Source organism: Geobacter sp. SVR (assembly GCF_016865365.1).
GTDB lineage: Bacteria > Desulfobacterota > Desulfuromonadia > Geobacterales > Pseudopelobacteraceae > Pelotalea.
On sequence record NZ_AP024469.1, the window covers coordinates 191,778 to 211,440 of the forward strand.

At 51.2% G+C, this 19,663-nt stretch carries 27 protein-coding genes; 2 read left to right on the forward strand and 25 right to left on the reverse strand.

The annotated features are described in order from the left end of the window. The 21 genes from GSVR_RS00960 to GSVR_RS01060 all read right to left on the reverse strand — a co-directional run bounded on the left by GSVR_RS00960 (position 1) and on the right by GSVR_RS01060 (position 16,644). Positions 1 to 384, reverse strand: a complete 384-nt coding sequence (locus tag GSVR_RS00960; RefSeq protein ID WP_173202457.1) for a YlbF family regulator — start codon at positions 382 to 384, stop codon at positions 1 to 3. Between the two features lie 16 nt (positions 385 to 400). Beyond that, positions 401 to 805, reverse strand: a complete 405-nt coding sequence (locus GSVR_RS00965; RefSeq protein ID WP_173202456.1) for a YlbF family regulator — start codon at positions 803 to 805, stop codon at positions 401 to 403. A 45-nt stretch (positions 806 to 850) separates the two neighbouring features. Continuing rightward, the gene (locus GSVR_RS00970; RefSeq protein WP_173202455.1) at positions 851 to 2,728 is read right to left on the reverse strand and encodes a TRC40/GET3/ArsA family transport-energizing ATPase; all 1,878 of its coding nucleotides are present in this window, start codon (positions 2,726 to 2,728) and stop codon (positions 851 to 853) included. Next, positions 2,725 to 3,075, reverse strand: a complete 351-nt coding sequence (gene arsD / locus GSVR_RS00975; RefSeq protein WP_173202454.1) for an arsenite efflux transporter metallochaperone ArsD — start codon at positions 3,073 to 3,075, stop codon at positions 2,725 to 2,727. Before arsD (GSVR_RS00975) ends, GSVR_RS00970 begins: the two co-directional genes overlap by 4 nt. A gap of 134 nt (positions 3,076 to 3,209) precedes the next feature. Beyond that, positions 3,210 to 3,608, reverse strand: a complete 399-nt coding sequence (locus tag GSVR_RS00980; RefSeq protein WP_173202453.1) for an Hsp20/alpha crystallin family protein — start codon at positions 3,606 to 3,608, stop codon at positions 3,210 to 3,212. A gap of 52 nt (positions 3,609 to 3,660) precedes the next feature. Next, complete coding sequence (locus GSVR_RS00985) at positions 3,661 to 4,110, reverse strand: Hsp20/alpha crystallin family protein (RefSeq protein WP_173202452.1); 450 nt, start codon at positions 4,108 to 4,110, stop codon at positions 3,661 to 3,663. A gap of 195 nt (positions 4,111 to 4,305) precedes the next feature. Beyond that, positions 4,306 to 4,695: a DUF2703 domain-containing protein gene (locus tag GSVR_RS00990; protein ID WP_173202451.1), complete on the reverse strand. Its 390-nt coding sequence runs from the start codon at positions 4,693 to 4,695 to the stop codon at positions 4,306 to 4,308. Between the two features lie 138 nt (positions 4,696 to 4,833). Beyond that, on the reverse strand, positions 4,834 to 6,762 hold the full coding sequence (dnaK, locus tag GSVR_RS00995; protein ID WP_173202450.1) for a molecular chaperone DnaK: 1,929 nt from the start codon (positions 6,760 to 6,762) through the stop codon (positions 4,834 to 4,836). Positions 6,763 to 6,857: 95 nt separating this feature from the next. Next, on the reverse strand, positions 6,858 to 7,160 hold the full coding sequence (locus tag GSVR_RS01000) for a MerR family transcriptional regulator (RefSeq protein ID WP_239077425.1): 303 nt from the start codon (positions 7,158 to 7,160) through the stop codon (positions 6,858 to 6,860). Beyond that, complete coding sequence (locus tag GSVR_RS01005) at positions 7,067 to 8,116, reverse strand: DnaJ C-terminal domain-containing protein (RefSeq protein ID WP_173202448.1); 1,050 nt, start codon at positions 8,114 to 8,116, stop codon at positions 7,067 to 7,069. Before GSVR_RS01005 ends, GSVR_RS01000 begins: the two co-directional genes overlap by 94 nt. A 311-nt stretch (positions 8,117 to 8,427) precedes the next feature. Then, a complete protein-coding gene (locus tag GSVR_RS01010) occupies positions 8,428 to 9,156 on the reverse strand; it encodes a cytochrome c biogenesis CcdA family protein (RefSeq protein WP_173202447.1) in 729 nt (242 codons plus the stop codon). Positions 9,157 to 9,158: 2 nt separating this feature from the next. Beyond that, positions 9,159 to 10,172: a thioredoxin domain-containing protein gene (locus GSVR_RS01015; RefSeq protein WP_173202446.1), complete on the reverse strand. Its 1,014-nt coding sequence runs from the start codon at positions 10,170 to 10,172 to the stop codon at positions 9,159 to 9,161. Further along, positions 10,169 to 10,564 (reverse strand): thioredoxin family protein, encoded by a 396-nt coding sequence (locus GSVR_RS01020; protein WP_173202445.1) that lies wholly within the window; start codon positions 10,562 to 10,564, stop codon positions 10,169 to 10,171. The genes GSVR_RS01015 and GSVR_RS01020 overlap by 4 nt, the downstream gene beginning before the upstream one ends. A 43-nt stretch (positions 10,565 to 10,607) precedes the next feature. Beyond that, positions 10,608 to 11,078, reverse strand: a complete 471-nt coding sequence (locus GSVR_RS01025) for a MarR family winged helix-turn-helix transcriptional regulator (RefSeq protein ID WP_173202444.1) — start codon at positions 11,076 to 11,078, stop codon at positions 10,608 to 10,610. Positions 11,079 to 11,138: 60 nt separating this feature from the next. Then, entirely contained in the window at positions 11,139 to 12,359 is a 1,221-nt protein-coding gene (locus GSVR_RS01030) for a class I SAM-dependent methyltransferase (RefSeq protein ID WP_173202443.1), read from the reverse strand. Between the two features lie 37 nt (positions 12,360 to 12,396). After that, entirely contained in the window at positions 12,397 to 12,768 is a 372-nt protein-coding gene (gene arsD / locus GSVR_RS01035) for an arsenite efflux transporter metallochaperone ArsD (protein WP_173202442.1), read from the reverse strand. A 35-nt stretch (positions 12,769 to 12,803) separates the two neighbouring features. After that, positions 12,804 to 13,784 carry a beta-ketoacyl-ACP synthase III gene (locus GSVR_RS01040; protein ID WP_173202441.1) on the reverse strand — a complete coding sequence of 327 codons (981 nt, stop codon included), beginning with the start codon at positions 13,782 to 13,784 and terminating at the stop codon, positions 12,804 to 12,806. Positions 13,785 to 13,845: 61 nt separating this feature from the next. Further along, positions 13,846 to 14,541, reverse strand: a complete 696-nt coding sequence (locus GSVR_RS01045) for a cytochrome c biogenesis CcdA family protein (protein ID WP_173202440.1) — start codon at positions 14,539 to 14,541, stop codon at positions 13,846 to 13,848. A gap of 11 nt (positions 14,542 to 14,552) precedes the next feature. Beyond that, positions 14,553 to 15,227 (reverse strand): hypothetical protein, encoded by a 675-nt coding sequence (locus GSVR_RS01050; protein ID WP_173202439.1) that lies wholly within the window; start codon positions 15,225 to 15,227, stop codon positions 14,553 to 14,555. 40 nt (positions 15,228 to 15,267) lie between these two features. After that, on the reverse strand, positions 15,268 to 15,639 hold the full coding sequence (gene arsD, locus GSVR_RS01055; RefSeq protein WP_173202438.1) for an arsenite efflux transporter metallochaperone ArsD: 372 nt from the start codon (positions 15,637 to 15,639) through the stop codon (positions 15,268 to 15,270). A gap of 69 nt (positions 15,640 to 15,708) precedes the next feature. Continuing rightward, positions 15,709 to 16,644, reverse strand: a complete 936-nt coding sequence (locus tag GSVR_RS01060) for an ArsA-related P-loop ATPase (RefSeq protein ID WP_203978753.1) — start codon at positions 16,642 to 16,644, stop codon at positions 15,709 to 15,711. Between the two features lie 164 nt (positions 16,645 to 16,808). On the opposite strand from GSVR_RS01060, the gene tnpA reads away from it, so the two are divergent. Together tnpA and GSVR_RS01070 are read left to right on the forward strand one after the other, a co-directional pair. Then, positions 16,809 to 17,246 carry an IS200/IS605 family transposase gene (gene tnpA / locus GSVR_RS01065; protein WP_173196373.1) on the forward strand — a complete coding sequence of 146 codons (438 nt, stop codon included), beginning with the start codon at positions 16,809 to 16,811 and terminating at the stop codon, positions 17,244 to 17,246. A gap of 111 nt (positions 17,247 to 17,357) precedes the next feature. Continuing rightward, entirely contained in the window at positions 17,358 to 17,744 is a 387-nt protein-coding gene (locus GSVR_RS01070; RefSeq protein ID WP_173202467.1) for a hypothetical protein, read from the forward strand. Between the two features lie 279 nt (positions 17,745 to 18,023). Here GSVR_RS01070 and GSVR_RS01075 read toward each other — a convergent pair whose 3' ends face one another. Genes GSVR_RS01075 through GSVR_RS01090 form a run of 4 tightly spaced genes read right to left on the reverse strand, consistent with a single transcriptional unit; the run spans position 18,024 to position 19,532 of the window. Next, the gene (locus GSVR_RS01075; RefSeq protein ID WP_173202468.1) at positions 18,024 to 18,710 is read right to left on the reverse strand and encodes a cytochrome c biogenesis CcdA family protein; all 687 of its coding nucleotides are present in this window, start codon (positions 18,708 to 18,710) and stop codon (positions 18,024 to 18,026) included. Continuing rightward, positions 18,707 to 19,087, reverse strand: coding sequence for a co-chaperone YbbN (locus tag GSVR_RS01080; protein WP_173202477.1), 381 nt, complete (start codon positions 19,085 to 19,087; stop codon positions 18,707 to 18,709). The genes GSVR_RS01075 and GSVR_RS01080 overlap by 4 nt, the downstream gene beginning before the upstream one ends. Then, entirely contained in the window at positions 19,087 to 19,317 is a 231-nt protein-coding gene (locus GSVR_RS01085; RefSeq protein ID WP_173202469.1) for a thioredoxin family protein, read from the reverse strand. Before GSVR_RS01085 ends, GSVR_RS01080 begins: the two co-directional genes overlap by 1 nt. Further along, entirely contained in the window at positions 19,314 to 19,532 is a 219-nt protein-coding gene (locus GSVR_RS01090) for a (2Fe-2S)-binding protein (RefSeq protein WP_173202470.1), read from the reverse strand. The genes GSVR_RS01085 and GSVR_RS01090 overlap by 4 nt, the downstream gene beginning before the upstream one ends. Positions 19,533 to 19,663: the final 131 nt, after the last annotated feature.

Consider the following 19,663-nt stretch of genomic DNA (forward strand, 5'->3'; position numbering starts at 1 on the left):
TCAACAGCTCGCAGGGCCGGCCAGCGAGGCAAAATCTACACCAAGCGACTGACTGATTTCTTGGTTCACTGCGGACAGATATGCCATAGCCTCTTGTTGGGTTTGGGCAAAATCCATAATCCTCTGATTAGATTGAATCTGGCGTTGAAGGGAACGTAGCTGATCTACATCCTCTTGTGAAACTGCATTCCGTAATTGGCGCATGCGCAGGTCGACTTGTGCTTCCGAAAGGCTTTTAATCAATTTAAGCGCCTCCAGATCGGCGTCCAGACGTGCTTTAGCTTGCTGATAAGCAGTGATGGGTTTTGCACGCAATAGTGCAGTAGCCAACCGCTCAGCCGTTGATATGATATTTTCAGGATTTTTTTCAGTATTAGTTTCCATCTTGTAACTCCTTACCTTAGCAGCTTCCCGGGCCACAGGCGGCAGCAAAGCTCAGTCCGATGCGTTCAGAAAGCAGCGCAGCGGCTGCCTTACATAATGTGGTAAGCTCGTCCTGAGCCTGCAGATAGGCAACAACGGAAGGCTCATTCAGGAAAGCTTTCTGTAAGCGGTCCATTTCTGCCTGATCCTTCTCGCTAACTGCGTTCAGCATCAACATCACCTGAAGAGACTTTTGCTGATTTTGAAACGCCTGGATTGCCTCCAGAGCGGTTTTATCCTGTTTCAGGCGCTCTGCTGCCTGCTCAAAAGCTTTAAATTCAGCTGATTCGGATAGAGCCTTCGCAAAGGTGTGTGCTGCAATGTGCACCTCCGCTTCTTGGGTGTCGGTTGCGGCTTGGATAAATTCAGCACTCTGTGACATAGGTTTCTCCTTATCACCTTAAGGACGGACATGGGGTTTGATTGGTCATTTCTGGTTCCAGTCCTTTGGCTTCAGGCTGGGCAGCCTTGATTCATTACCATAGGCCAACACCCCTATTTCAACCAACATCTCCAGTCCCTTTACTTCTTGCGGCAGGAGCGGAATTTCAAGTACGGGCACGGCAAAGCGCTCGCGGATTTCAGCTAGATACTTGACCTGCATGGCGCGTCGCGCTCGCGCAAAAGGAGTCACCTGCTCCGGCGGGATGACAAAGTTCGCCACGACCAGCCCGGTGTGAATCCCGACTGTTGCCAGTTCCTGCGACGCACGCCAGGCTTCCAAAACCGGCGTCGACTCCGGATACATCACAAACGCGAAGGTGCTTTGCTCCTGGTCGCGCATCATCTCAATCACCTTGCCAAAGCGCTGCTTGGCCACGTTGTCCGCGGCATTACCCTCTACTGAAGCAAACACCTTAACGTCAATTTGCTGGCTCCAATCCATCGGCAGTTCCAGAAGGCGCATGGTGTGGCCGGTTGGAGCGGTATCGAATACCATCGCATCCCACTGTGACTGCGAGGCGTAATCAATAAACTGGTCGAAAGCTGCCATTTCCTCGGTGCAGGGCGACTCAAGTTCTTCTTCCATCACCTTGAGAGCGCTTTCCGGACGCCCGCGTTGACGGGCATCCCCAAGAATACGTGCCTTGTAGGTCTCCGCAGCCGCCTTGGGGTCAATCTTGACTGCCCATAGAGATGTTTGTCCACTAACAACCGTAACATTATCGCCCACGGGCTGACCAAGCACATCACCCAGATGGGCTGCGGGGTCAGTCGTCAGCAGTAGGGTCTTGTGTCCCTGACGAGCCAGCCAGACGGCCGTCATGCACGAGGCGACCGTCTTGCCGACGCCGCCTTTGCCGGCGAAAAATACAGTGCGGCGTTGCCCCTTCGGGAGGATTCGAGCAGTGACTTCCTCGATGGAGGAAGTCACTATTTTTACAGGTTTCCCCCTGGCCGCCTCAAGCTCCACTGGGGTTGGTTCACCATCAAAGAAAATCTTCCCTACCTGACGGAGCCGTGCCGCGCCCTGAATCTCGCCCGAAAGCAAAATCATGCTCTGACTTGGGTATGGCAGTTCAGCCTGGATCTGTGCCAGGTAGCGCGTCTGCATCTGGGAGCGGGCGGCGAATAGCGGGTTAGCTTTCTCGCTGGCCGGGATGATGCCGTTGATAATTAAGCGGAAGGCATGGATTTCCAGTTTACCCAGTTCGCCAATTGCACGCTTGGTTTCACGGATGGCAATCGCTTCTGGGTGCAACACAAAGATAAAGGTCGCAAGCGTTTCGTCGCGCAGGGCTCCCAAGGCATGCTCATATTTACGTTTTGCGTCCTGAATTGCGGCGGCCGGCCCGATACAGGTTTGTCCACTGCCTGCGCTGGCCGTGGCAATAGACTGACTCCACTCGGCAGGAAGTTCCAGCAAGCGAATAGTGTGACCCGTTGGCGCAGTGTCAAAGATAACAACATCGAAATCGGGGGCGCCCTTATCGCTAACGATGAAGTCAGTGAAGCGGTCGAACGCTGCCACTTCCGCCGTACAGGGGCCGCTCATCTGCTCTTCCATCACTTTTACTACTTGAGGAGGAAAGGCAGCGCGCAGTGGCGCCATAGCGCGGTCAATGTATTCCCGCGTGGCGGTATCGGGATCGATTTCCATAGCAGATAAATTCGATACGCCCGAAACAGGTGTAATCTGATGGCCGATTTTCTGTTCGAACACATCTGCTAAATTGGATGCCGGGTCGGTAGTGACAATCAGCGTGCGCCTGCCCTCATCCGCGTAACGGACAGCATGTGTGCACGCCATGCTGGTCTTGCCTACGCCACCCTTGCCCGAAAAAAAGATGAATTGAGTACTCATACGTTTGCTCCGTTTAGATTTGCTTTGATCTCATCCAAAGTAGGATATGCTCCGACCTTGATCACCTTGCCGCGCACGACAATAATAGGCAGGGCCTCCATTTGCTTCTCGCCCAGCAGTTTCATGACCTCGGCATTTCCTAAAAAGGCCCCGGAGTTGCTGCTCATTTGATAGCGTTCCACATGCAGATTTTCGCGCTGGAGGGACATTATCATTTCGTTTACATCCAGCAACAACTGGTCGAGAGCGGGTCCGCATAACCCGGTGGGACAGCACATCGGAGGGTCGAATAATTCCACGTCTGGCGGTGCAATTGAAGTTGACAAGGTGTTCGGCACAGGAGTCATGACGTTTCGGCCTCCTTCAGCACCTGCAAGGGCAAGTGACAGTTTCTCTTTTAAATCGTTTTGCTACCTCGTGGAAAGCTACGCCAACCAGCGATCCATTAGGTTGGCGTAGCAATCAAACAGCAACCGTTCTTTTACGCCGCCTTGATCGCTATCTTGTGCGGTTTGGCTGCCTCTGCCTTGGTAAGATGCAGGGTAAGAATTCCGCATTCGAATTCTGCTTTTACTTTCTTAAGGTCCAGGACCTCCGGGATGGTGAATTGGCGATAATATGGGGCCAGTTCGAATTCGGTATATACAGGCTGACCGCACATACTGCGCGATACCGGCGCGTTGATAGTCAGAACCCCATTATCCACATTGATATCGACGGTCTCTTTAGCGGCACCGGGGATATCGGCGGTCAAAGTCAGCCCGTTTTCTGTCTCTATGATATTGACCGATGGTTTGATGTAACGTTCACTGGCCCTGGTTTCTTCGCGGGTCTGGACACTTTTATCCTCATTGCGTGCAGTTATATTTTTGTCTGCCATGATGATAACCTCCTTTCATAGTGAAGCGTGTTAAGTGCTTACTGAAATCTGGTTACGAAAGTTTGATACCGATCTTTTTCGGTTTTGCATGTTCGGCCTTGGCAAGGCAAATGCTTAATATGCCATCAATGCACTCGGCTTCTATCTTGTTGGGGTCGATATCAGCCGGCAGTTCCACTGTTCTGGAGAACGTGCCTGAACCGAGTTCGCACCTGTGCACAGTCTGACCTTTCTGTTCATCAAACGGCTTCCGCTCGCCACTTATGGTGATGGTATCTCTCAGCACAGAAAGGTCGATCTGTTTCGGATCGACTCCGGGTACGAGCGCATTAACATACACATGGTCTTTGTCTTCACTGAGATTGACAAGAGGAAAACATCGTGAAGCTTCCTGTGAAAGGAATGTGGTTCCAAGCGGACGATTGAATCCATACCCCTGGAAGGCCTGGTTGATTTCCCTGCGCAAATTATCCATCTCTCTCAATAGATCCCAGCTTCTCATGTTTATTACCTCCTTGTTGTTATTGACGTTTCCTGCCTGCATAACCACGGTTTCGGTTTTACTTGTATTTCCTTCAATTACCACCTCCTTTCGGTCCAGTCATCATCTCGCATTGTTCACCACAAGGAAAGTGTACGGCCACTTTGGTCAGATGCCGCTACATGGCCAAGAAGCGGCCGGATAACAGTCACACTCTTACCGACTAAGTATTTGCGCCGCTGCGAGGAGCCCGGCCTTGACGATCAGTTCCGCCGGGATAACCTCCAAGACCTCGCTCTCCACTGTCATGGTGCGGCAATCGTTGGGGCCGCAGACCTCGCAGCACTGGCTCTGCCCGGTCTCCCCGCCGATCCATTCCTCCAGCAGTTTGCCATCGATCTGGATTCTGTTCGATTGAAGAGTGTCCTTTGCGAACTGCTCAGCGTTCAGATCACTCTTTGCGAGGACGACTGTGATACCCAGCGGCGCGAGGGACTGGGTGAGGAGCGCTACGGCTTTTTCGACCTCGATTTCCGTAGACCCACAGCGGGGGCAGGTTTTCCCATCGTCCAATAGTCTCTGCCATGTGATAGATAGCGTTTTCATGAGGTTCTCCTTTCTGCAAATACTTGCACACCGTGCAAGTGTCTTTAAATGCTCTCTTTTCTCTCGGCTTCTCATAAATTCAGACCATTCTAAAATTTGGTAGGAAGATCATGTTTGGCTATGTATGCATGGACATGACTACTTCTTGTCGCTCTTCACTTCGTCAAATTCAGCGTCTACCACGTTGTCATTAATGGGTTTTGAGCCCCCCGGTCGCTCTGCTGCGCCGCAGGAAGTGCCGCAGTCCCCGCCTCCGCAGCCAGATTCCTTTGGGTACATGGCCTCGGCCAGTTTGTGAGCCGATTGGGCAAGAGCTTCGGTGGCCTTTTTGATAGCTTCGGCGTCTTCGACTTCCATGAGCTTTTTCAGTTCGGACAGCTTGTTTTCGATGTTGTCCTTTTCCAAGGTGCCGATCTTGTCGCCAAACTCCTTGACTGACTTCTCGGTGCTGTAGATCATGGTGTTGGCATGATTACGTGCTTCGATCACCTCACGCTTCTTTTTATCCTCATCAGCATGAGCCTCGGCGTCTCGGACCATCTTGTTGATCTCTTCTTTGGACAGGCCAGACGATGCGGTGATCCTGATCGACTGTTCCTTGCCGGTGCCGAGATCCTTGGCAGAAACATGCACTATGCCGTTAGCGTCTATGTCGAAGGTCACTTCGATCTGCGGAATGCCGCGCGGTGCTGGCGGGATGCCGGTCAGTTCGAAGTTGCCAAGGGTCTTGTTGTTGAGTGACATTTCGCGCTCACCTTGCAAAACATGGATCGAAACCGCTGCCTGGTTGTCGGCGGCGGTCGAAAAAACCTGGCTCTTGCGACAAGGGATGGTAGTGTTCTTTTCGATCAGTCTGGTCATGACGCTGCCCAAGGTTTCGATACCGAGTGAGAGCGGGGTCACATCCAGCAGAAGGACGCCCTTGACCTCACCTATAAGAACGCCGCCCTGGATAGCAGCGCCGATGGCAACCACCTCGTCGGGGTTGACACCCTTGCTGGGTATCTTGCCAAAGACGTTCTCTACCATTTTCTGAACAGCCGGCATGCGGGTCATGCCGCCTACCAGCAGGACCTCATCAATCTCGTTGGCAGACAGCCCGGCATCCTTGAGCGCAGTTCGGCAGGGGCCGTCAAGCTTGGTCAGCAGATTGGCACAGATCGACTCCAGCTTGGCACGAGAGAGTTTAAGTATCAGGTGCTTCGGCCCTGAGGCATCGGCAGTTATGAAGGGCAGATTGATGTCGGTCTCCATTGATGTAGACAGTTCGCATTTGGCTTTTTCTGCTGCTTCCTTCAGGCGTTGCAAGGCCATATTGTCGCCGCGCAGATCGATGCCCTGGTCTTTTTTGAATTCATCTGAGATCCAGTCAATGACCAGCTGATCGAAATCCTCGCCCCCCAGGAACGTGTCACCGTTGGTGGATTTGACTTCGAAGACGCCGTCACCCACTTCCAGAATAGAGATGTCGAAGGTGCCCCCTCCCAGGTCGAATACGGCTATTTTCTCATCCTTTTTCTTGTCGAGCCCGTATGCCAGAGCGGCTGCTGTCGGTTCGTTGATGATGCGCAGGACGTTTAATCCTGCGATTTTCCCGGCATCTTTGGTGGCCTGACGCTGGGAATCGTCGAAATAGGCCGGTACGGTAATGACCGCATCGGTAACCGTACTCCCCAGGTGATCCTCGGCGGTTTTTTTCATCTTCTGCAGAACCATGGCTGAGATCTCCGGTGGGGAATAGTGCTTGCCGCGAACCTCAACCCAGGCATCTCCGTTGTCTGCCTTGACGATCTTGAAAGGGGAGTTAGCGATATCCTTTTTGACCGCTTCCGTATCGAACTTGCGTCCAATTAGCCGTTTTATTGAATAGAGGGTGTTTTCCGGATTGGTGACCGCCTGTCGTTTGGCCTGCTGCCCCACCAGACGTTCCCCATTCTCTGAAATTGCCACCATCGAAGGAGTTGTGCGGCCCCCCTCGGAGTTGGCGATAACGACCGGCTCACCACCCTCCATGATCGAGACGCAGGAATTGGTTGTTCCGAGATCAATCCCGATTACTTTACTCATATTGCTTAACCCCCCTTTCGATTATTCGTTGTTGACTTTGCGGAAGATCACTCGTCCATATAAATATTCTATCGAAATGAGATGAGCTCGCCTTTTCAATGGTGACGCAAGAAGCGCAACTCGGAGCGCAGACGTTCCACCTCTTCGATCAGTTCGAACACGGTTTTGATCATGGCCAGATCCAGACCGTGACAGGAACGCACGTGTTCAATGCGCCGAACGGTGTAGATCGCTTCTTCCGTAAATGCCATGACGCCATACGGCGGCTGAAAAACAGAACGTATAAAACCGGCACGGCAGTAGATCAGAATTGAACGACGGGGTACACCAGCGATACGGGCAGCTGCATCGAGGCTGTACAGGAGGTCCGGTTTCGGCTGAAACAACTCCAGTGACATATGCGAGGGGCTGTCTGAATCATTTCGTTTACACATGGTGCACTCCTCGGTTTAAACGTCGAAAGTCCAGCTAACTGCTCCCACAGAGCTTTTTCTTTCGAATTAAGAACTGCCGGAACCTGGATCTTGGCAATAGCGTGCAAGTCGCCCCGCATCCCGTTTCCCGTGGGCAATCCCTTGCCACGCAGACGGAATTCGCGATCAGCAGTTGTGCCTGGCGGCACTTTCAAGGCTACCGTTCCATCAAGCGTCGTGATGTGGACGGTTGCGCCAAGCACCGCTTCCCATGGAGACAACTCCAGATCAAAATACAAGTTGGCACCCTGTACCCGGAAATCAGGATGTTTGGCGAACTGGACACGCAAATAAAGGTCACCGGCATTACCTCCGCCACTACCTTCCTGCCCTTTGCCACAGAGACGGATGAGCTGTGCTTCCCGCACTCCTGGTGGTATTTTTACCCGCAATGTCTGCAGAGACACTTGCCCGCTGCGCGAATCGACACGTTGCAGATTGATCGTGCGCATCGAACCGTGCAAGGCTTCAGCAAGCGTTACCAGAATGTCACTCTCGATATCCTGCCCCCGCTGAGCAAATGAGCCACCGGGCGGGTGGACGCGACTGCCGAAGAACTGCTCAAAGAAATCACTGAAGCCCGTGCCTTCGAAATGGAATTCGGAGCCATTTTCCGCACCTCTTCGAAATCCGCTTGATTGCCGTTCGGGTCGGTTCCAGTCTGCTCCCAGAGCATCATACTTCCGCCGTTTATCAGGGTCGCTGAGAACCTCATTGGCCTCGTTGATTTCCTTAAATTTTATTTCTGAGGCAGTCTTGTCTTTGGCTATATCAGGATGGTGTTTACGAGCCAGACTCCGGAAGGCTTTCTTGATTTCCGCGTCGCTCGCATTTGAGCTCACGCCGAGAATGTCATAATAGTTCTTGAACTCAACGGGCATGACCGGCTCCTGATCAAGCAGGGTGACACATTGCATCCGCATTAGCGAATATATTTTACTATATCGCTGCTTTTTCAACTTGCAACAATAAATTATGAATAATTAATAAAGAGCTATGGAGTAGTACCCGGAGAGAAATAAATTTGGCAAGACTATGAGGATAAACTGTTGGTAAGTAATTGTTCAGTCCAGTAAAGTAAGAGTTCTGCTGGTGTGGCAAAAAAGGCAGTGCCGTTCCTGCGTAAAAATCTGCATCCCCTCCCGAGAAAAGCCCCGAAATGCCGATGTCAGAAGGAAATGCAAGACATCACTTATTTGGGCAGAAAAAGCATGTTGGCATAGCCGGAAAGGAGTGAAAGCCAGTTGGTAAATATCAGTATTCCTACTAACACAAGAAACAGTCCGGTGATGATCTCAAAGATGCGAATATATCGCTTGAATCGGTTGAATAAAATGATGAAGCGATGAAGCGCCAGGGAGGAGACCAAAAATGGAATCCCCAGGCCGATGGAGTAGAGCAGCAACAGCACAATCCCTTGCCCCACTTTTCCCTCTGTGGCCGCGATCATCAGGATCGATCCTAGGATTGGGCCGATACAGGGTGTCCAGCCGGCAGCAAAGGCCAGGCCCACCAGGAAACTTCCCAGATAACCGGCAGGCTTGTGACGGATGTTGATCCGTTTCTCCCCAAGCAGCCAGAGTATTGGTAAAAGACCGGCGACATGCAGACCAAACATAATTACAAGCAGACCGCCAGTTTTGCGGATTATGGACATATGCTCCTGAAGGAACGAGCCAAGAAGTGTAGCGGAGGCTCCCAGGAGAACAAATACGAATGTAAATCCCGAAATGAAAGCCAGGGAATGCAGTATCGTTTTCTGACGAACGACATGGCCAGGGCGTTCATTCTGAAGGTCACCAAGAGAAAGGCCGGTGATGTAGGTAATGTATGAGGGTATCAGGGGAAGCACGCAGGGGGATAGAAAGGATAGTAGTCCTGCCACAAATGCACTCAGATAGGTTATTGATTGTGATTCCATCACTACTTTTTGCCAACCTCAAGAAGCGCAGACTGGATAGCTTGAAGTGTTATTTGCTTGTCGCCGACAAGGATCTTTTTCCTCCCGGTTTTAGAGTGCGTCACTACTACTGAAGGGGTGGCAGTGACGCCGAAGCCTCGATAGGTAGTGAGGTTGGTCTGAAGGCCGTAAAGGATGTCAGCGTAGTTCATCTGCCGCAAAGTAACACCAAGTGGAGCTACCACCTCTTGAACCTGTTCGGCCGTCGGAGTTTTTGTTTTCATTGCAAGTGTTGCCAGGGCGGCGCGCAGTTTTGGGTACTTCTCTTTTTCAAAAGCCAGAAATTGCAGATTGTACGGGGTGAAGTTGTTAGTCTCCGCATGGATTGGGTAGTCGATGAAGGCTACACGGGCATCGCTAGCCACCTGGCTATAAATCTGCGCGATACGAGGCTCCACCTTTCGACAGACAGGACAGAACCAATCACTGATGAAGTAGACTGTCACCGGACTCTTTTCGTTGCCCAGGTAAAAATCAAGAGCTGCCTGGCTCTCTCTGACAACACCGAATGTGGCGGTGATAGTGCCCACAACAAGCGCCACGATCATGACGGCAATACGATTGAATCTGTTTTTCACTGTTTTACTCCTTAATGATTCATATAGCAGGACACCACAGCCCAGGTAGACTGTCGCCGCAATGGTCAGACAGATAGGGCACCACTTTCCGATTTCGTACTTTTGCAGCCAGATAAAATGCAGTTCAGCCCCGGCAGCGCCAAACAGTAGCAGCGACAGGATCAAGCGCGCAATGGGCAACCGGTTTCGAACGGCAAGAATCACCAGCACAGTCGCAAAAAAGGCCAGTCCGAACAAGCCGAAATTAAGTCCGAAAATGGTATATTTTGCGTTCTCGCTGCATGCCTCGGTGCAGATTTCAAGAAGATCCATAAGTGACAGAGCAAAGCCTGCAATGACAGCAAGCCAGAGGATTCCCGAAGTCACCCGGTTCTGCCCCCCTTGAAGAGAGGATTTCATTTCATCCCTGCGGCCGTAAGTTCTTTCAGGATGTCAGCTTTGTCCAAGAAGCCGATATGCCGCTTTACTTCCTTGCCTTTGGCATCGAAAAAAATCTGCGTCGGCATCATCTGGATTCTATATGGACTTGCCACATCCCGAGACTCGTTGAGGTCGGAAAACAGAACATTGGCTTTGCCTTTAAGCTCATTGTTCAGTTCTTCCAGAATCGGCGCCATCCTTTTGCAGGGGATGCAACTGCGGGCGCCAAAGTCAGCCACAGTCGGCTTACCCGAGGCCAGGGCAGCACGGATGGTAAATACGTTGGCTGAGGGGAGTCCGGCGGCAAAAGAAAAAACAGGGAACAAAAGGAATGCTACAGTGACAAAAGATAATCGGAGAACAGACTTCATAAGCCTCCCTGGGATGAAATGAAGTTGATTACTCTGGCCCTTTTTACTTGCAACATACAATATTAATGTCTTGGTTCCTGTCTGACTTGCCAGTGGTAGCCATGGAATCATTCAAAAACTCCAGTGAGCGTGCCACCGTTTCCTGCTCAAAACGACTCATTCTTTCAAATATTCCTGCAGTCCGTTTTGCGATGTAATTGTCAATCGAGCATAATACCTCAACTCCTGCAGGGGTCAAATCCAGAAGGCTTACCCTCCGGTCGTAGGGTGAAGCTCGCCTGATTACGAGTTTTTTAGCCTCCATTTTCTTAACCTGGCGGCTGAATGTGGTAATATCCACGCCCAACTCCTCGGCTATCTGCTGCATTGATGAGCCGGGGCGTCTACTCACTTCACGAAGTATACTGCAATGAGTCATGGAGACCTGCTCGCCGCAGCACTCGTCGCAACATGAGGCATTTAAATGACTGTAGCGTCGGAAAAGTATCCGCAATTGCTCTATGAACAGCTCCATTTACCTTTTTCCTGTAATGTACAGGCTGGGGAAGAGGACCTTCTCCACCCGCGTACTTCATCAAACCTTTTTGGGCTGCGGGGCGATACAGTTGCAGCGCATATAGTCGCGCGTCAGCGGCAATACAGCTGCACCTGCCTTGACTGCTAAAATTTGGTGAACTGATATCCAATGGCGAGTGAACCCGTAGGCGCATCCGGCCAGGTAGACCCGCCAGATTCGCCAACGTTTTTCGCCAACCATAGTCCGCAACTGATCTCCCACCGCCTCGAACCGTTCCGTCCAGTGTTTTAGGGTCATGGAGTAGTGACGACGCAGACTTTCCACGTCCACCGGCTCAAGCCCGGCAGCCCCCATCTCTTTAAGTGCCAGGCTGATATGCGGCAGTGCTCCGTGAGGGAATACGTAACGGTCGATGAAACTCCCACCTCCCCAAGGGGATTCACCGGATTCAGGATCTGTAGAGGTAATGCCATGGTTCAAAACTATGCCGTCATCCTCCAGCAATGTATGAATTTTGTCGAAGTACCCGCGCAGATTATTGAGCCCAACATGCTCGAACATACCGACGCTGGAGATACGGTCAAACTTGCCTGTGACATCCCGATAGTCTTCAAGGCGCACTTCGCAACGATCCGTGAGACCTGCATCTCTGATTCTTTCCTTCGCCAGTTCGTATTGGTTGCGGGACAGGGTGATACCCACCGCTTTTGCGCCAAATTTTTCCGCAGCTCGCATGACCAGTGCACCCCAGCCGCAACCGATATCAAGCAGCCTGTCACCAGGGCGCAGACTGAGTTTTCGGAGGATACGATCAATTTTCTGTACCTGAGCCGCCTCCAAAGGGTCGTCTTCGTTGCAAAAATATCCGCATGAATACACCATGCCGGGGTCGAGCCAGAGGCTGTAGAACTCATTCGATACGTCATAATGGTAGGCGATGGCTTCAGCGTCTATCTTTCTGGTATGGTGTACAATCTCTAGGACTCGGGATGTCTTTCCGACTTTCTCAGAGGCACTCTCGGCAAGCCGCGCAGCGATATCTACCACATCCGCGATCCGGCCCTCCACGTCGATCTCCCCCTCCACATACGCATGCCCGAGTGTGTCCAGGGAAGGATTGAGAAGATGCTGTAATGCCTTGATCGAAGGAACTTTTATTGTTACGCGCGGGTTGTGGCCCAGATCTACTTCAGTGCCTTTCCAGAGGTGAATACGTGCGGGAATGCCTTTGTCGCGCATTCGCATAACGAAATCATTAAATGGCTTGTGCCAGAACATGATCTCCCTCCTGATTTCATCAACTCTGCAAGAGAGTTCAGCAGCAACCTGGACCGCAGCATCGTGATGCTTGTTTATCCTCTTCCAGTGTTACACTAAATCCACGGTTTTTAAGTATTAATCTTAACTGTTCATTCCCTGGGTATTGTCCTTTGAGGATGAACATCCCGTCCACAAACAGGAGCGGCAAACACTCCGGCCCCTCGTTCTGCAACAGTTCGGCCACAGCGGAGTTGACGATAAAAACCTCCGGATTTGAGGTGAGCCCGTAGCGCAGAACCTGAACTTCCGGAACCTGCTTCTGTATCTGGCGCAACACCTCTTGGATTCTAACCAGTTCAGGATCGACGCTTGGTCCGCATACCCCGGTTGAACAGCACATTGCAGGGTCGTAAATTTCAATCTTCAAGGGTAATCTCCTCTACTGGGCAATCGCGTACATAGTTAAAACTGGATAAGTATTCCACCCCAGGACAAACCGCCGCCGAATCCCATCATCAGTACCTTTTCCCCTGTCTTGATCACGCCGTTACGGAGGCTCTCATCAAGCACCAATCCTACTGAAGCTGCTGCAGTATTGCCATAGCGGTCGAGATTGAGGAGAAACTTGTTTTTGGGGAACCCGAGTTTCTTAGAGATGAAATCGATGATCCGGATATTTGCCTGGTGGGGTATGATGTGATCAAGCTGGTCGGGTGTTATCCCGGCTTTGGCGGTTACTTCTTCGATAATTTTCGGGATGATGTCGGTGGCGAAAACAAAGACCGGCTTTCCTTCCATCTTGAAGGTGTTTTCCCGCATAGCGATGGTTTCGACTGTGATCGGCTTCCTGGAGCCCGAAGAAGCGACCTGGATGAGTTCCCACCCCTTGCCGTCGCTCTTGACGATGCTCTGAATAATTCCCTTCCGTTCTTCCGTCACCCCTAAAATTACCGCACCGGCACCGTCTCCAAACAATGGACAGGTAGTCTTGTCCTGAAAATCGAGGATCTTTGAGTAGGTGTCGGCGCCAATAACAAGGATTTTCCTGTATTTACCTGACCGAATGAAATTATCGGCAATTTCAACGGCATAGATGAAGCTGCTGCAGACTGCGTTCATGTCAAATGCGAAGGCATTGACAGCCCCGATATTCTTTTGAACCATACATGCGGTAGCAGGAAGAATCATGTCAGCAGTAGATGTGCCAACAATAATGCAGTCAAGTTCAGCCGGGGTAATTCCACCTCGTTCCATGGCGTTTCTCGCGGCACGGGTTGCCAAGTCTGAGGTCGCCTCATCGGGAGCAACAAAACGCCTTTCCCGTATTCCGGTTCTGGAGGAAATCCAATTGTCAGCATCCTCAACCAGGTAACTAAAGTAATCGTTTGTAACCACTCTGCCCGGAATACCCGAACCAGTTGAGAGAACCTGTGAATAAAACATTGTCGTCACCTAATCCCCAGATGGGGTTATTGTTGAATCCAGTCTTCGGATAGGAACTTCTTTAAAAAGTTACCAGGAGATAGAATCCAGCGATAAGGAGGATACACCCTGAAACCCAGCGGATGGCTTTGTCAGCATTTTGTGATAGTAGTGCGGTTTTACCCAGAGAAACTCCCAGTAAAACAGCTCCTAGCGGGATGCTGAAACCGATTGCATACATGGCAAGTAAGAGTATCGCCCATATTACCTGCCCCTGTAAGATCGCCGCGCCGAGCACAATGAAAATGCCAGGATTGCAGGGGAGAGAACATGCTGCGAGGCCGCCGCCTAAGAGCAGCCCCGCTGCAGCCGGCCTGAGCTTGCCGATGCGGTTTGTTGACAGTGTGCTGCTTGACGCAGGGAGTTTAAAGGGGAGCAGCTTCAGAGTCACCAGACCAAAGAGAATCGCGATAATGCCGGCAAATATTTTCCAGTACCCACCCAGAGATAGTTGCGCAGTCTGGCCGACAAAACCGGCGATGCCGCCGATAATCATCAAAGACAAGACTGTGCCCACAGTGAAAAATATGACAGAACTGACAGCCGCTCGATGGTTTTTTTCTTGCCGCGCCCCTGAATAGCCGATAAGTATCCCCATTGCCGGCAGCGTGCAGCAGGCGCTGGTGGCTGCGCTCACTGTGCCGAGCAGCAGGGCAAAGAACAGCCCGATCGGCTGGGAAGCCGCGTTTTGCAGCGTTGTGATACAATAGTCAAGCATCTGTCACCCCGTCAGTTGCACGGTACGGCAGCTTTGCCGCCACCGGGCGGCGGGCAACCGCTCGGACCACAGCCGCCACCTCTTGTGGAGGCCACATATGCCTGCATCAGCTTATTTTCCGACATTCCTCCAGAAACAAAACCGATGCCGCGCCCCTTGGTCAACACCGCAATTCCTGGTGGTGTCACTTTGGCGGCAACATCGGGGTAGTCGGGCGACGTGGCTTTCAAGGTGTAGATGCCAGTGCTCAGCCCTTTTTCATTCAGGGTTCGCTCGACTGATGCCAGTACGTCACCAGTTTCATTACTGGCAGGGGCATTGTCTTTGCTCGGAATAACGAGAAAAACAGTGTCGAGTTTGGCAGCAAGGTCATTGAGGTCGGCAATTGCGGAAATAGCCGCCCCGCTGCCTCCTCCCTGCACTGAACTGTTCGTTACAGGCCCTTTACGCGCGAACGAAGCTGAAAACCCGGCTGCCGGATTCTGCCGGGCGTTCATAGCTTTGAAAAGCAGGATACCTGCGATTATCGCGACAACAACACAACAAATGACAATCTTTGCTGTTGCGCTGGTTTTGCTGGTAGGACTCCCGCAGTCGCACCCCGGTCCGCAACTGGGGAATTCCCCGGTAGATACTTCGTCACTTGTATCTGATAAATTCCCATTTTTGTTTGCTTTTGCTGCCATTCCAATCTCCTTGTTTACCGATTCTGCTACTATATCGGATTTAGCAGCAGCCGGGACCGCAGCAACCAGTGGCTCTTTTCTTCTCGGTCATCTTCACAGTGATTCCAGCTCGATTCAGGATTGCCTGGAGTTGTTCATTGCCCGGATACTTACCCTTACTGGCCAGTTCACCATCAACAAAGGTGAGAGGCAGGCATTCGGGTCCTTCGCTTTTCAGAAGCTCAGCAACGACACTGTTGGCAACAAAGGCTTGCGGATCTGAGGTGAGGCCGGAGCGCACAACCTGGACTTCCGGCGCCTGTTTCTGAATCTGACGTAGCGTTTCCTGAATTCTGACAAGTTCAGAATCGACGCTTGGTCCGCAGACGCCAGTTGAGCAGCACATTGCAGGGTCATAAATTTCAATCTTCATGGCAAATCTCCTTTTTGTTTGGTGTTGATAAATTTGTAGAGCCGCTTTGCAATGCGTTCCAATATGTCTCTATTGCCAGGGAATGAGGAAGGTCGGCAGACCTTCATGGACGACCTCATCGATATAGCGGAATTCGCGGACACGGCGTTGGTCAAGGATCGGATCGGTAACCGCCAGCGGCGCCAGGCTCTGGTTAATGATCCAACCTGCTGGTTCTATGCCTGCGCGGCGCAGATCCTGTTGGAGCGCCAGCGCCTCATGAACCGGAGTTGCCTCCGGCAGAGTCACCAAAAAAACCTTGGTGAACACGGGATCACGCAGGCGCGGTAGCAATTGGCGCACCGCCTCAGGGATATCGCTCATGGAACGCGACACCTCACGGTGGTATGATTCGGAAGCGTCCAGTAGCAGCAACGTATGTCCGGTGGGAGCGGTGTCGATTACCACGAAGCGATCGGTACCCTGGTCTACGATTTTGGCAAAAGCCCGGAATACAGCAATCTCTTCCGTACAGGGTGAGCGCAGGTCTTCTTCCATCAGCGCCCGGGCTTCATCATCCAGACTCGTCCCGGCAGTTGCGAGGACTTCGTTGCGGTAGGCCTCGGTTTCCGCTTCCGGGTCAATACGGCTGACCTGCATTTCCGCCGCTGCTTCACCGAGGGTTAGGGCAACATGAGCAGCCGGATCGGTGGTGGTTAGATGCACCTTTTTGCCACGGCCAGCTAAAGCGGTTGCAATGTTCACTGCAAGGGTGGTTTTCCCGACCCCCCCTTTCCCCATGGTCATAATCACTCCGCCGGGCATGGATGCCAGCATATCGAGAAGATTGTTCAGTGGTGCCGGCAAAGTAGTTGAGTGCCCAACGCTTCTGGTTGACGGCACACCGCTTTCAGTTGAAAAGAATGCCCGCAATGCAGGAATGCCGACCAGTTCAGTGCCGCGCAACGGCAGTTCTGTTCGCGGCAGCAGGGTCAACGCCTGCGGGATTTCAGCGAGCGCTTTCATGTTCCGCTCGCGCAGTGCAACAGCGACAGAATCGCTTGGATCGGTTAATTTCCTTAGGGTAAACCCCCGGCTCTGCCGGGGGACCCCAATAGTTTGACAGTTCCTGAAATATGTAGAAGCCTCCCTAACGTGAACCGCTCAAAGTACACGAAAAGGAGGCTTCAATGGACGACACACAAAGTTTATGCCACACGAAATGGGATTGCAAGTATCACGTTGTATGGATTCCAAAATGTCGCCGCAAGGTGCTGTTTGGTCGAATCCGGAAATATCTTGCCGACTTGTTTCATAGTCTAGCCAGGCAGAAAGAGTGCAAGATAGTGGAAGGGCACCTTCAACCTGATCATATTCACATATTGATATCGATCCCACCAAAATACTCCGTTGCACAGGTGATCGGTTTCATCAAGGGCAAAAGTGCAATCCATATTGCGCGAATGTACCTTGGTCAGAAGAAGAACTTTGCTGGTATGAGCTTTTGGGCACGTGGCTACTTTGTATCCACTGTCGGTGCTGACGAGGAAACAATTGCCAACTACATCAGGAACCAGGAAGACGAAGACAAACGTCTGGATCAATTGACATTTTTGCCCGAAGAATGACCACCACTCGTGGTGGTCAGATAATCTTTTGAAAAAACCGCTTCGAGCGGTTCACGACTTTGAAAGCCCCCGGCTTTGCCGGGGGATGCTTACAATATAAAGGAGTCGCATATGAAAAATTCCAAAAATACACGATCACCTGATTTGATAGCAAAATTACTCCAGCTCATCTATAGCAAATCTTTTAACAGCACCAGTTTTTGTATGTTTTGTTTGGAGCCGTCTGAACTGGCAAGCCTTGCTGGTGTTGAAAATCTAACCGATAATGATATTAAGGCTATTGATAAGCACCTAAAAAGCTCTGACTTTGCATTGGTTCCATTATTTGATTGTTTTGTTGTGACTGAAGCTCCAGAAATAGATTTATTGCGGTCAGTCCCTTCCAAACTTCTTAAAAAGTATCAGATTGGTAGTGACGATAGCATTGAAAATGAATATGCGGCTGAGATGTCGCATAAACATGGATTTGGGCAGGGTGATAACCGTAATTATGATTAGTGTTTACTTGCCAATGTCATCTGGCTATACGGAGTTAAAATGTCGTATAGCCAGGACCAAAACATCATGAAAGTGCAGCCATTTCACCACGGCTATCTTTCCTGCAATGATTTTATGACTCCCACCAGTATCTTATACGCAACTTTCTGATCCTCATCATTAAGTTGTGAATGAGATGGTTTCATGAAGTATCAAGTTTTATGTTATGAACATGCAATCATATAGCTGGCAAAAAATAAGCGTCCGATGCACGGACGCAGACAGACTTCGCGCAGGATCTCAAAAATACTGCCAAACGAACCAACCTCCAACCAAAGCTACTATAGACCCACTTACTCGTTTTGCCCAAAGGGAGAAGTTTACGACTCCCCGTGCTTTGACAAATCCTTCGACAAAGCCGGTGAACGTGCCAGCAAAGAGCATCAGCAGGCAATGGCCTATGGCATAGCTGAACAGGAGTGCGATACCATAAAACACCTGACCTTTTCCGGCGACCAGCGTCAGCAGTACTACCAGTACCGGAGTGGCGCAGGGTGAGGAAACAATCCCGAAGAATAGCCCCAGCAGAAACGCACCGACAATTCCGCCTTGCTTTGGTTTGAAGTCCCGTTTAATCGGCAGTCGAATCTCATACAACCCCATCAACTGGCCACCCATGACCAATGCAATGGTTCCTGCGATCAAATACCAAGGCCCTCCCAGAGTGCCGAACATGGTCCCCAAAAGACCGGCTGCCGCACCAAAGGCGGTGAAGGTCAGCGACAACCCAAGAACAAAAACCAGGGAATAACGAAAGGCCTTCCACTTGTCGCCATCGCTGTAGCCGCCTACAAATCCGACCACCAGCGGGATGGTTGCCAGCACGCAGGGGGAGGCGGATGAAAGCACCCCGGCCAGGAACACCGCCCCGAAAGCCACCAGCGGATAGAGCGTAATAATCTGTTCGATATTATCGAGAAAGGTCATCTGAGCCCTGCTGTCTTCAATTCCTTTAGAATGTCCGACTTTTCCATAAATCCGGTATGACGCTTCACCTCTTTGCCCTGGGCATTGAAGAAGATCTGGGTCGGGATCATCTGAATTCTGAATTTTTTAGCAGCAGCCTCGTTTTCCCACACATCAATGAACAGCACTCCGGCTTTCCCTTTGTATTCAGTGGAAAGTCCCTCCAGAATCGGCGCCATTTTCTTGCAGGGAATGCAGGCACGGGCGCCTAGGTCAATGACCGTCGGTTTACCGGATGACAGGGCTTGTTTGACTGCGGCATCGGTTGCAGATGGAAGTTCGGCGTATGCCGTGGCTGTTGTCAGCATGATCAATATGAGCAGTTGAAGTGTCTTCATCATGACAGCACCCCCATGATTTCCGCCACGGAAGCGACCTTGCCGGAAAACTTTACCTGTCCATCAACCACCAGCGCCGGTGTGCTCATGACACCGTAAGACATGATTTTAGATATCTCTTCAACCTTGACGACATCTGCCGTCTTGCCACTCTCTTCCACTGCTTTCTTCACATTTTCATAAAGGGTCTTGCATTTAGAACAGCCAGTGCCGAGCACTTCGATCTTCATGATTCATTCTCCTGTGTTGATTTGATCTCTGCTTCAAGCAGTATTTTAATTTCTTTTGAGCAGCAGCGGCCACGGGGGGATAGCTCCTTGCAACGCCCCTCTGTGCAGGCTCCAGTCATTCGGCGGATATCATCCATGTTTCGGGCACCGTTTTGAATTGCTTCCAAAATTGATCCCTTGCTGACATTACTGCACCAGCAGACCGGCTCATTCATGGGTGCTTCCAAGATGTTTTCAGTAAAGTATTGGCTCACAGTGGTTTAGTTCCTCTTTTCGTGTTTAGTTCCATGCTTACCTCTTGCTAAATGGGGACCTCGGACTATAGGCCCCCATTATTCTCGAAAGG